We start from the raw sequence: 11,527 nt of genomic DNA on the forward strand, positions 1-11,527 counted from the left end.
CCCACGGCGGACCCGGGTCCGCCGAACCGGGTTCCGGGCCGTCCCCGCCTGCGTGCGCCGTCGGCACGCCGGACCCGGGGTACGCGGTCGACGCCCGGGACCACCGGGCCGGTGCCCCGCAAGTCCGTGCAGAGCTGTGGAGGTGTGGTGCGTTTCGAACCGGGTCGGCTGATCATGCACCGGAACGTGCGGCACGGCCGGATCGGGTGGGTCCGGCCGGCCCGGGTGGTGCTCGACGACGACCGGGGCCTGCTGCTCTGGGTCGCCCGCGACACGCCGGTCGCGCACGAGGTCACCGAGGCGGGGCTGGGCATGCGGGCGGTGCCCTTCACCGAGTGGATCACCTCGTCCTACCGGCTGGCCCGGGGACGCTGGGACGGCCCGCCGCTGCTGAAGTTCCTGCCCACCGGCGCGGCCCACTCGGTCTGGTTCTTCCGCGACGCCCAGGATCGGTTCGCCACCTGGTACGTCAACCTGGAGGAGCCCGGCGTCCGGTGGGACGACGGCGCGCTGGCGGGGGTGGACGTGGTCGACCAGGACCTGGACGTGGTGGTCCGGCCCGACCGCAGCTGGCGGTGGAAGGACGAGGACGAGTTCACCGAGCGGCTCGCCTTCCCCGACCACTACTGGGTGACCGACGAGCGGGCCGTGCGCGCCGAGGGGGAGCGGGTGATCGCCCTCGTCGAGGCGGGGAAGTTCCCGTTCGACGGCACCTGGTGCGACTTCGTCCCGCCGGCCGACTGGACGCCCCCGACGGAGCTGCCACCCGGCTGGGACCGGCCGCCCGCGCGGTGAGGGTGTCCCTGCCCACTGCCGGGCGGCCCGCCGGCCGCGCGGTGACGACCGGCTGCGCCGGTGGGGTGGCCCGATGTGAGTGTTCGGCGGGTGATCTGGCAGAATGGTTCGCTGGTATCCGGCGCGCGTTCGGCGCCCTCTAACCCGGGCGCGTCGCCAGTCCATCGAGCAGTCTCCGGCCCAACCCCACTGTGCCGGTCGACGCTCACCCGTGCACCGCCCGTAGCCGGGTCGGTGAAATCGCAACAGGAGCGAAACAACTGTGGCCGTAAAGATCCGGCTCCTGCGGATGGGCAAGATCCGCAACCCGCAGTACCGCATCGTCGTCGCGGACTCGCGCACCAAGCGTGACGGTCGCGCGATCGAGTTCGTGGGCATCTACCAGCCGAAGGAAGACCCCTCGATCATCGAGGTCAAGTCGGAGCGGGTCCAGTACTGGCTCTCGGTCGGCGCGCAGCCGAGCGAGGCCGTCCAGCGTCTGCTGGAGCTGACCGGCGACTGGCAGAAGTTCAAGGGCCTGCCGGCCCCGCCGCCGCTCAAGGTCGCCGCCGAGCGCGCCGACCGCAAGGCGGCCTACGAGGCCGAGGCGAAGGCCGCCGCGGGCCTGGCCCCGGAGACCCCGGCCAAGCCGGCCCGCAAGGCTGCCAAGGCGGAGGCTCCGGCCGAGACCGAGGCGCCGAAGACCGAGGCTCCGGCCGAGGCCCCGGCCGCTGCTGCCGACGCCGGTGAGCAGGCCTGACATGCCGCTGCGTCCCGCCCTGGAGCACCTGGTCAAGGGAATCGTCGACCACCCGGACGACGTGCGCGTCCGCATGGTCGACTCCCGTCGGGGCAAGCGGCTGGAAGTCCGCGTGCACCCGGAGGATCTCGGCACGGTGATCGGGCGGTCCGGGCGGACCGCCAAGGCGCTGCGTCAGGTGATCGGCTCCATCGGTGGACGCGGGGTACGCGTCGACATCGTCGACTCGTACTGATGCTGCTCATCGTCGGCAGGATCGGCAAACCGCACGGCATCCGCGGTGAGGTCACCGTGGAGGTGCGGACCGACGAGCCCGAAGCGCGGTTCGCCCCCGGCGCGGTGCTGTGCACCGAGCCGGGGGCGACGCCCCGGGTCGCGGCTCCGCGCCGGGGCGGGACCGAGCCGGCCGTGACCGTCGCGCCCGGCGTGGCGTACGAGGTCCCCGGCGAGCTGACCATCGAGTCGGCCCGCTGGCACCAGGGGCGGATGCTGGTGGCCTTCGAGGGGGTGCTCGACCGGGAGACCGCCGAGGCGCTGCGCGGCACCCTGCTCGGGGTGGACAGCGCCTCCGTCGCGCCGCCGGAGGACCCGGAGGAGTTCCACGACCACCAGCTGGTCGGTCTGGCCGTGGTCACCCCGGCCGGTGAACACCTCGGCGAGGTGGCGAAGATCGACCACGCGCCCGCCTCCGACCTGCTCGTCCTGCGCCGTCCGCAGGGGGGCAGCGCGTTGATCCCGTTCGTCAAGGCGATCGTCCCGGAGGTCGATCTCGCCGGCGGACGCGTCGTCGTCGACCCGCCGGCCGGTCTGCTCGACCTCTAGCCGGAAGCCACCCACATGCGCGTCGACATCGTGTCGATCTTCCCGGAGTACTTCGCCCCGCTCGACCTGTCCCTGATCGGGCGGGCCCGGGAGCAGGGGCTGCTCCGGCTGGCCGTCCACGACCTGCGGGACTGGACCCACGACGTGCACCGTACGGTCGACGACACGCCGTACGGCGGCGGGCCGGGCATGGTGATGCGGCCCGAGCCGTGGGGCGAGGCGCTCGACGCGCTGGCCCCCGACGAGCTGGCCCCGGACGGCCTGACCCTGCCCCGGCTGCTGGTGCCCTCCCCGGCCGGTGCGCCGTTCACCCAGGCGATGGCGCACGAGCTGGCCGCCGAGTCGCACCTGCTCTTCGCCTGCGGCCGGTACGAGGGCATCGACCAACGGGTGCTCGACCACGCCGCGACCCGGCTGCGGGTCACCGAGGTCTCGCTCGGCGACTACGTGCTCTTCGGCGGCGAGGTCGCGGTGCTGGTGATCCTGGAGGCGGTCACCCGGCTGCTGCCGGGGGTGCTCGGCAACGCCGGTTCGCTTGACGACGAGTCGCACGCCCACGGCCTGCTGGAAGCCCCGATGTACACCAAGCCGGCGAGCTGGCGGGGCCACGGGGTGCCCGAGGTGCTCCGCTCGGGCGACCACGGGCGGATCGCCCGCTGGCGGCGCGACGAGGCGCTGACCCGTACCGCCCGGCGGCGGCCCGACATGATCGCCGCGCTGTCCCCGGAAATCCTCGACAAACGGGACGTGGCCGCGCTGGAGCGGGGTGGGTTCCCCCTGCCCTCGGGGGATGTGGCAAAGTAGAGGGGTTGCCGCATCCGTCCACGCCGTGGGCGGCTGCGAGGATTCCCGACCGGGGTCGGCCCGCCGGCAACCACCCGGGGATCAGAATCACCCATCCGCGCACCGAGTGACGGTGCGCCGTGAGCATCACGAGGACGCAGCGATGAACATCCTGGACGCCCTTGACGCCCAGTCGAAGCGTACCGACATCCCCGACTTCCGGGCCGGCGACACCGTCAAGGTGCACGCACGGGTCGTCGAGGGCAACCGGTCCCGGGTCCAGATCTTCCAGGGCGTCGTCATCCGCCGCCAGGGTGACGGGCTGCGCGAGACCTTCACGGTCCGCAAGGTCAGCTTCGGTGTGGGTGTGGAGCGGACGTACCCGCTCAACGGCCCGGGTATCGACCGGATCGAGGTCGTGACCCGCGGTGACGTGCGCCGGGCGAAGCTCTACTACCTGCGCGAGCTGCGCGGCAAGAAGGCCAAGATCAAGGAGAAGCGCGAGAAGCAGCCCAGCTGATCTTCGTTCGCCACGCCGCCTGACCTGCGCGGATGTCGTATCGACCAGAGCGCATTACGCTGATCGGTACGGGCGCAGAGCGGTGGGTGGCGTCGCGACGACAGGTCGCGGCGCTCCGATCGTCCCTGCCGCCCGTGGGGCCTCGACGAGGCTCCCGGGCGGTAGTGTCGTTTCTGCGGACCGGGGAGTGGCGTGGTGCAGGTGCTTGACTCGAACGGCACAGCGGACCCGTGGCGTCGGCGGGCCCGCCCGGCCCGTCGGCAGATGCCCCTCTGGCAGGAGCTGCCGCTGCTGTTGATCGTGGCCTTCTGCCTCGCGGTGCTGATCCGCACCTTCCTGCTCCAGGCCTTCTTCATCCCGTCCAGCTCGATGGAGGACACCCTCCTCGTCGGCGACCGGGTCCTGGTCAACAAGGTCGTCTACGACATGCGCGACCCGCTGCGCGGCGAGGTCGTGGTGTTCCGGGGCACCGACAACTGGGTCGCCCAGGAGAGTCCCGCGCCGCCGGCCGGCGCCGCCGGCAAGATCGGACGCACCCTCGGCGACCTGGTCGGGGTGGGTCGCCCCGGCGAGAAGGACTTCATCAAACGGGTGATCGGGCTGCCCGGCGACCGGGTCAAGTGCTGCGACGACCAGGGTCGGGTCATGGTCAACGGCATCCCGCTCGACGAGCCGTACGTGGTGCGCGACTCCCCGCTGGACGTCCCGCCGAACCCGAAGGAGTGCCGGTCCCGCCGGTTCGACGAGGTGGTCGTACCCCCGGGGCAGATCTTCGTGATGGGCGACCACCGGCTGGTCTCCCAGGACGCCCGCTGCCAGGGCCCGGTGCCGATCGACAACGTGGTGGGCCGGGCGTTCATGGTGGTGTGGCCGTCGTCGCGGTGGGCGTCACTGCCGGTGCCGGCCACCTTCGCCAAGCTGTCCGACTCCGCCGCCGCGAACACCGCCCCGGCCCCGGTGCGGCCGACCCCGACCGGCGACGTGGTGCTGCTCGTCCCGGTCGCCGCCCTGCTCGCCGCCGTCGCCCGGTCCGGGCGACGGGCGGGCTCCCCCGACCCCGCGCGGCCCGACGGCCGGGGCCGGGTCCGGCGACGGGAACGGTGGCGACGGGCCGGGTGGCGCGAACACCTCCGGCGTTCCGGGCGGCCCGTTCGGCTCCGGCGACGTAGGCTCCACCCGTGATTGACGAGCAGACCGAAAAGCCGCGCAGCTCCTTCTGGAAGGAACTGCCCATTCTCCTGGGCGTCGCGATTCTGGTGGCGGTGCTGGTCCGCGCATTCGTGCTGCAGACCTTCTTCATCCCGTCGCCGTCCATGGAGAACACCCTCAAGATCGACGATCGGGTGCTGGTCAACAAGCTGGTCTACGACTTCCGCTCACCGCACCGCGGCGAGGTGGTGGTGTTCAAGGCGCCGACCGAGTGGAGCGGCAACCCCGACGGTGAGGACTTCATCAAGCGGGTGATCGGGGTCGGCGGTGACCACGTGGTCTGCTGCGACGCGCAGGAACGGCTGACCATCAACGGCAAGTCCCTCGACGAGCCGTACATCTACTCCGCCAACGGGCAGCAGGACAAACCCGCCGACCAGGAGTTCGACATCACCGTCCCGCCGGGGCGGCTCTGGGTGATGGGTGACCACCGCTCGGCCTCCGGCGACTCGCTGGAGCACTGGCAGCAGTCCGGCCGCAACATCGACAGCGCCACCATCCCCGAGAGCGAGGTGGTGGGCCGGGCCTTCACCGTGTTCTGGCCGTTCGACCGGGCCACCTGGCTCAGCGTGCCGAAGTCGTTCGACGGGATTCCCAACCCCTGACCGACCGGGCCCGCCCCGGGCGTGGCCGACCACAGGCACCGTCTGGCAGGCTGATGCGGTGACCGTCTTCCACCCCCGACGTGCGGCCCGCGTGCTGCTCGTCGACGCGTCCGGCCGGGTGCTCCTCTTCGAGGGCATCGACCCGGCCCGCCCGGGTCACCGGTACTGGTTCACCCCCGGCGGCGGGCTCACCCCGGGGGAGTCCCCGGCGGCCGGGGCCGCCCGGGAGTTGGCTGAGGAGACCGGGCTGCGGCTGACGCCTGCCGAACTGGGCGGGTCGGTCCGCTCCGAGACGATCGAGTTTCCCTTCGACGGCGTGTGGTACCGCCAGGAACAGGAGTTCTTCGTGGTCCGGGTATCCACCTGGGAGGTGGACACGGCCGGCTTCGACGAGATCGAGCGGGCCAGCGTCACCGGGCACCGCTGGTGGTCGGCGGCCGAACTGGCCGACACCACCGAGCGGTGCTACCCGGTCGACCTGGCGGGCCTGCTCACCCGGGTGCTGGCGGTGGCCCCCGCGTCGGAGCCGTCGTGCTGACCCCGCCGCGCACGGTGGTGCGCCGCGACGGTGGGCTCTACGCGCTGGAACGGGCCCTGCAACGACGCGGATTCCGACACGTCGCGGGCGCGGACGAGGCCGGCCGGGGGGCCTGCGCCGGCCCCCTGGTGGCCGCCGCCGCGGTGCTGCCCGAGGGGCGGCGCGGCGAGATCGAGGGACTCGCCGACTCCAAGCTGCTCACCCCGGCCAGCCGCGAGCGGGTGTACGCCGAGGTCGTCGCCCGTGCGCTGGCGTACGCGGTGGTGGTCATCCCCGCCGAGGAGGTCGACGCCCGAGGGCTGCACGTGTGCAACCTCGCCGCGATGCGCCGGGCCCTGGCCTCGCTGACCACCCGCCCGGAGTACGTGCTCACCGACGGCTTCGGGGTGGACGGGCTGGACGTGCCGGGGCTGGCGGTCTGGAAGGGCGACCGGGTGGCCGCCTGCGTGGCGGCGGCCAGCGTACTGGCCAAGGTCACCAGGGACCGGATCATGGTGGAGCTGGACGGACGCCACCCGGGGTACGGTTTCGCCGAGCACAAGGGGTACATCACGGCCGAGCACACCGAGGCGCTGCGCGAGCGGGGGCCCTGCGTGGAGCACCGGTTCTCGTACGTCAACGTGGCCGCCGTGACGGGCCGGGAGGGTGCCCCGCCCCGGGCCCGCCGGCCGCTCGGCGCAGCCGCTCCCGAGCCGATGGAGCGCTCGGGCTCGACAGGGGGTACCGTCGGCGTGGCGTTGGGCGAGCAGCCTCGGCCTCCGGCACCGGTGGGGGAAGATGTGGTCATGGAAGGCGGAGTGCGATGAGCGCGGAAGATCTCGAAAAGTACGAGACCGAGATGGAGCTGCAGCTCTACCGGGAGTACCGCGACATTGTCCGTCAGTTCTCCTACGTGGTGGAGACGGAACGCCGCTTCTACCTGGCCAACCAGGTGGACCTGCACGTGCGCAACTCCGACGGCGAGGTCTACTTCGAGGTCGAGATGCACGACGCCTGGGTCTGGGACATGTACCGTCCCGCCCGCTTCGTCAAGAACGTCCGGGTGATGACGTTCAAGGACGTCAACGTCGAGGAGCTGGAGAAGCCCGACATCTCGCTGCCCGCCGACTCGGGCTTCGGTAGCTGAGCGGCGGCCCGGCGTCGGCGTCCCACCCGCCGACGCCGGACCCCGCCCCGCCCTCACTCCGCGACGACCACCACGTCGACCCGCTGGACGAGGTTGTTGGCGAACCCACCCCGGTTCCACTGCTGCTCCACCGGCTGGGTACGCCCCGACGCGTCGGTCGCCCGCGCCCCCAGCGCGTAGCGGCCGGGCTGCGGCGTCCACTCGTACCGCCAGCGTCGCCACGACCACCCGCCGCCGGCCGGCGGGTCCAGGGTGGCCGGCGACCAGTTCGCCCCGCCGTCCGTGGTCACCTCCACCGCCACCACCGGCCCGTGCCCCGACCAGGCACGTCCGTCCACCGTGCACGGCCCCGGCCGCAGCACCCGGGCCCGGGACATGAAATCCGGGAAGCCCGGCGGCCGGACCAGCGCCCGGGGCTCGATCCGGGTCACCGGCACCCCCGGGTCGTCGGCGTCGCGCCGCAGCCGGTAGGCCACCGCGTTCTGGTAGCCGTCGAACTCCCCGGTCAGCACGCTGATCGTGCGTAGCCACTTGACGTGCGCCATGCCGTACCAGCCCGGGACGATCAGCCGTAGCGGTGCGCCGTGCTGGGGAAGCAGGGGAGCGCCGTTCATCTCGTACGCCAGCAGCACCTCGTCGCGCAGCGCGTCGTCGACCGGCAGGGCCCGCCGGTAGCCCTGCTCCACCCCGCGCTCCACGCCGTGGTCGGCGCCGGTGAACACCACGTGCACCGCGTCGGGCGCGATCCCGGCCTCGCGCAGCAGCGGTGCCAGCGGGGTGCCCGTCCACTCGGCGTTGCCCACCGCCTCCACCAGCCACGGCTGGCTGACCGGGCGGGGGTGCAGCAGCGCCCGGCCGTTGCCGGCGCACTCCAGCGTCACCCGGTGGGTCACCCGGGGGCGTTCGCGCAACTCGGCCAGGCCGAGCCGGAGCGGCCGACCCACCGCCCCGTCCACGGTCAGCGTGTGGGCCGCCGGGTCGAGGTCGGGGATGTCGTAGTGGATGAGCAGGTAGTGCAGGCCGGCCGGGGTGACGTCGTACCGCAGCGCTTCGAGCGGTATGCCGTGGTTACGGGCGGCCAACCGGAGTTCCTCCGGGCTGATCGCCTCGTCCGGCCCGGCGACCCGCGAGGGCCGGCTCACGTCGTCCATGGTGGTCATCGGTGGCCTCCCGGTCCGCGCCGCACTGCGTTCCCGCCAGCCTAGACCGGTCCGCCGGCCGGCACCGTCGTAGTTCCACCCCGGTGGCGGCCGGCACGCGGCATAACAGATCCACCGACCCGACAGGCGTTTTCCACAGCCCGTCCGGTCATCCACAGCGGACACCAGGTGCGCGGCACCACTCGGGCGACCCCGGCATGCTGCGGTGATGCGCAGAGGACTACGGCAGGTGACGGCCCTCGGGGTCGCCGTGCTCGTGTTCGGCCCGCACTGGCTCCCCGGCCGGCCGACCCCGCCACGATCCGTCCCGGTCCGGGCCGCGCCCGCACCGGCGTTCCGGTGGCCGCTCGACGGCCCACCCCGACCGGTACGCCCGTTCGACCCACCCCCGCTGCCCTGGCTCGCCGGCCACCGGGGCGTGGACCTCGCCGCCGCGCCCGGTGCCACCGTCCGGGCCGCCGGGGCCGGCACGGTGCTCTTCGCCGGCATGGTGGCCGGCCGACCGGTGGTCACCGTCGGCCACCCGGAGGGGCTGCGGACCACCTACGAGCCGGTGCGTCCCCGGGTGCACACCGGTGACGTGGTGGCGGCGGGCGCCGCGCTGGGCGTGCTGCTCGCCGGGCATCCGGGCTGCCCTGCGACGGCCGCGCCGGCCGGCGGCTGCCTGCACTGGGGTGCCCGACGCGGCCCGGAGTACCTCGACCCGCTGGCCCTGCTCGGGCTCGGCCGGGTCCGCCTGCTGCCGGTGACGGCCGGCCTCCGCCGGGCCGACGGGCCGGACGGGGTCGCCCGACGGGACGGCGCGGCACCCTGCCGGTGCGGTCGGCGCTCCGGCGGCGGCTCAGCCCCCGACCCCGGCCAGCAACGCCGGCAGCCGGGCGGCGAGCCGCTCGTACTCGTCGGGGGTGTTGTAGACCTGGCCGCACAGCCGCAGCCAACCCCGACCGTGCCAGGCCATCACCGCCACCTCGGCGGCGAGGCGTTCGGCGATCCGGCCGCGCAGGGCGGCGGCCTCCTCCAGGGTGCCGGCGACGCCCGCCGGCAACGGCACGATCCGCATCGCCACCCCCGGCCCGCCCGGGTCGGGCAGGTCGGCCGGGGGCACCCCGAGCGCGTCCCCGACCACCCGCTGCCCGTACGCCGCCAGTGCGGCATTGTGCGCCCGGACCCGCTCGACGCCGAGGCTACGCAGCGCGTAGAGACCGGCCGGGGCGCTCAACCAACTCGTGTAGTCGAGGGTGGCCTGCCACTCGACGTTCCCCGGGAAGCCCTCGGCCTGCTGCCAGGACACCACCAACGGCTCGATCCGCGTCCGCCACGACGGGGCGACGACCAGCACGGCGGTGCCGCGTGGGGCGAACCCCCACTTGTGCAGGTTGCCCACCCAGAAGTCGGCCCCGATCGCGTCGACCTGCACCGGCAGCATCCCGGGCACGTGTGCCGCGTCCACCAGGACCGGAATGCCGTGCTCCCGGGCCACCGCCACCAGCGCGGCGACCGGCAGCACCCGGGCGGTGGCCGAGGTGAGCTGGTCGACCAGCAGCAACCGGGTGCGCCCCGGGCGCAGGCCGGCCCGGACGATCTCCACGATCTGCGCGTCGGTGGCGGACCGGGGCAGGTGCAGGGTACGGGTGGTCGCGCCCGTCCGGCGGCACTCCCGGGCGACGGAGTAGTTCACCGCGCCGTACCCGTGGTCAGTGCCGAGCACCTCGTCGTCCGGGCGCAGACCGAGTGACTGGAGGACCACGGCCACCCCCGTCGTGGTGTTGCCGACCAGGGCCGTGCCGTCCGGATCGGCACCGAGGAAGGCGGCCAGGTGCCGTCGGGTGTGGGCGAGCCGGTCGATCAGCGCCATACCGAAGAAGCGCTGCGGGTTGGCTTCCATCTCGTCGCGCAGCCGCTGCTGGGTGCGCTGCACGCTGAGCGGTACCGCACCGAACGCCCCGTGGTTGAGGTAACTGACCGAGGGATCGAGGGTGAAGAGCAGTCGGGCCCCGGGAATCGACTCGGGTGGCGTCGGGACGCTCATCGGGCGATCGTAGCCCGCATGCCGCAGAGCGGCCGGACCGATCGTCACCGGTCACCTGAGGGCCGGCTCGGCTCCTGGGGTGGGCTGGCTCCGGCCCCGGCGGTGGTCAGGCCCGGGGGTGGGCCTGGCGGTAGGCGGCGCGGAGCCGTTCCACCGACACGTGGGTGTAGATCTGGGTGCTCGCCAGGGACGAGTGCCCCAGCAGTTCCTGCACCGCCCGCAGGTCGGCCCCGCCGTCCAGCAGATGGGTGGCCGCCGAGTGCCGCAGCCCGTGCGGGCTGGTCGGCGGTAGCCCGGCGGCCTGCGCGTACCCGGCGACGATCCGTCGGGCCATCGTCGGGTGCAGCCGCCCGCCCCGGGCACCGAGGAACAGGGCCCGCCCGGAGTCCGGGCCGGCCAGTTCGGGGCGGCCCGCCGCCAACCACCTGTCGACCGCCCGCTGCGCCGGCAGCCCGTACGGGACCGTCCGTTCCCGGTTGCCCTTGCCGAGGACCCGGACCACCCGACGTTCCCGGTCGACGTCCGTGGTGTCCAGACCGCACACCTCGCTGATCCGCGCGCCTGTCGCGTAGAGCAGTTCGAGCAGCGCCCGGTCACGTACCAGGACCGCCTCGTCCGCCGGGTCCACCCGCGGGGAAGGCCCGCCGGTGGTCGGGGCGGACGGTGCCCCGGTGGAGGGCGCGTCGCGTTGCCCGGTGGCAGACCCGTGGTGGCTCGGGGCGGTGGCCCACTCCCGGCCCGGTGCCTCCACGAGGGTGGCGACCTGGTCGGCGCGGAGCACCACCGGCAGTTCCCGACGCGTCTTGGGGGTGGCCAGCGGGGCGGCCACGTCCGTCGCCAGGAGGCCGGACCGGTGGGCCCAGCCGCTGAAGGTACGTGCCGCGGCGGCCCGTCGAGCCGACGAACTGGATGCCGCGCCGGTGGTCCGCTGCTTCGCCAGCCAACTGCGCAACACGCCCAGATCCAGCTCGGCGGGGGCGGTGCAACCCATCCGGACCGCATGGTCGAGCAGCGAGACCAGGTCGGCGACGTACGCCCGGACGGTGTGCGCGGAGCGGTTGCGTACCTGCGCCAGGTGCACGGCGAATCCGTCGACCGCGTCCCGCATGGCCGGCGGCAGCGCCTGACGGGTGGCCCGGGTACCCGGCCCGCGACTACTCATCGCCCTGCCACCGCCGAGGTCGCCCGGCGGCGACTGCCG

13 protein-coding genes and 2 pseudogenes are annotated in these 11,527 nt (G+C 73.7%); 12 read left to right on the forward strand and 3 right to left on the reverse strand.

The features are described 5' to 3' along the window. The first annotated feature begins 147 nt into the window (after positions 1-147). The 11 genes and pseudogenes from Q2K16_RS28265 (at position 148) to Q2K16_RS28315 (ending at position 7,137) form a co-directional block, all read left to right on the forward strand. The gene (locus Q2K16_RS28265) at positions 148-795 is read left to right on the forward strand and encodes a ribonuclease FAU-1 family protein (protein WP_302741276.1); all 648 of its coding nucleotides are present in this window, start codon (positions 148-150) and stop codon (positions 793-795) included. Between the two features lie 262 nt (positions 796-1,057). After that, the gene (rpsP, locus tag Q2K16_RS28270) at positions 1,058-1,534 is read left to right on the forward strand and encodes a 30S ribosomal protein S16 (protein WP_302741278.1); all 477 of its coding nucleotides are present in this window, start codon (positions 1,058-1,060) and stop codon (positions 1,532-1,534) included. Next, complete coding sequence (locus Q2K16_RS28275; RefSeq protein WP_172862164.1) at positions 1,509-1,769, forward strand: RNA-binding protein; 261 nt, start codon at positions 1,509-1,511, stop codon at positions 1,767-1,769. The genes rpsP and Q2K16_RS28275 overlap by 26 nt, the downstream gene beginning before the upstream one ends. 2 nt (positions 1,770-1,771) lie before the next feature. Next, entirely contained in the window at positions 1,772-2,356 is a 585-nt protein-coding gene (rimM, locus tag Q2K16_RS28280) for a ribosome maturation factor RimM (RefSeq protein WP_302746641.1), read from the forward strand. Positions 2,357-2,371: 15 nt separating this feature from the next. Further along, positions 2,372-3,160 (forward strand): tRNA (guanosine(37)-N1)-methyltransferase TrmD, encoded by a 789-nt coding sequence (trmD, locus tag Q2K16_RS28285; RefSeq protein WP_302741280.1) that lies wholly within the window; start codon positions 2,372-2,374, stop codon positions 3,158-3,160. Between the two features lie 142 nt (positions 3,161-3,302). Further along, on the forward strand, positions 3,303-3,659 hold the full coding sequence (rplS, locus tag Q2K16_RS28290) for a 50S ribosomal protein L19 (protein ID WP_088646705.1): 357 nt from the start codon (positions 3,303-3,305) through the stop codon (positions 3,657-3,659). Positions 3,660-3,851: 192 nt separating this feature from the next. Next, a pseudogene (gene lepB, locus Q2K16_RS28295) lies at positions 3,852-4,685 on the forward strand (signal peptidase I); the annotation flags it as partial. A gap of 152 nt (positions 4,686-4,837) precedes the next feature. Beyond that, positions 4,838-5,473 (forward strand): signal peptidase I, encoded by a 636-nt coding sequence (gene lepB, locus Q2K16_RS28300; RefSeq protein ID WP_302741283.1) that lies wholly within the window; start codon positions 4,838-4,840, stop codon positions 5,471-5,473. A gap of 58 nt (positions 5,474-5,531) precedes the next feature. Continuing rightward, positions 5,532-6,011 carry an NUDIX hydrolase gene (locus tag Q2K16_RS28305; protein WP_302741285.1) on the forward strand — a complete coding sequence of 160 codons (480 nt, stop codon included), beginning with the start codon at positions 5,532-5,534 and terminating at the stop codon, positions 6,009-6,011. Continuing rightward, positions 6,005-6,817 (forward strand): ribonuclease HII, encoded by an 813-nt coding sequence (locus tag Q2K16_RS28310; protein ID WP_302741287.1) that lies wholly within the window; start codon positions 6,005-6,007, stop codon positions 6,815-6,817. Before Q2K16_RS28305 ends, Q2K16_RS28310 begins: the two co-directional genes overlap by 7 nt. Beyond that, positions 6,814-7,137: a DUF2469 domain-containing protein gene (locus Q2K16_RS28315; protein ID WP_011905215.1), complete on the forward strand. Its 324-nt coding sequence runs from the start codon at positions 6,814-6,816 to the stop codon at positions 7,135-7,137. Before Q2K16_RS28310 ends, Q2K16_RS28315 begins: the two co-directional genes overlap by 4 nt. 53 nt (positions 7,138-7,190) lie before the next feature. On the opposite strand, the gene Q2K16_RS28320 is transcribed toward Q2K16_RS28315, so the two are convergent. After that, complete coding sequence (locus tag Q2K16_RS28320) at positions 7,191-8,297, reverse strand: sulfite oxidase (protein WP_302741303.1); 1,107 nt, start codon at positions 8,295-8,297, stop codon at positions 7,191-7,193. A 208-nt stretch (positions 8,298-8,505) separates the two neighbouring features. Between Q2K16_RS28320 and Q2K16_RS28325 the strand changes: the two are divergent. Continuing rightward, positions 8,506-9,060, forward strand: a pseudogene (locus Q2K16_RS28325) (murein hydrolase activator EnvC family protein); the annotation flags it as partial. 78 nt (positions 9,061-9,138) lie between these two features. Here the strand turns inward: Q2K16_RS28325 and Q2K16_RS28330 are convergent. Further along, positions 9,139-10,326 (reverse strand): aminotransferase class V-fold PLP-dependent enzyme, encoded by a 1,188-nt coding sequence (locus Q2K16_RS28330; protein ID WP_302741305.1) that lies wholly within the window; start codon positions 10,324-10,326, stop codon positions 9,139-9,141. 106 nt (positions 10,327-10,432) lie between these two features. Continuing rightward, the gene (locus Q2K16_RS28335; RefSeq protein ID WP_302741306.1) at positions 10,433-11,488 is read right to left on the reverse strand and encodes a tyrosine recombinase XerC; all 1,056 of its coding nucleotides are present in this window, start codon (positions 11,486-11,488) and stop codon (positions 10,433-10,435) included. Positions 11,489-11,527: the final 39 nt, after the last annotated feature.

The sequence above is a fragment of the Micromonospora cynarisoli genome (genome assembly GCF_030518815.1).
Taxonomy (GTDB): Bacteria; Actinomycetota; Actinomycetes; order Mycobacteriales; family Micromonosporaceae; genus Micromonospora; species Micromonospora wenchangensis.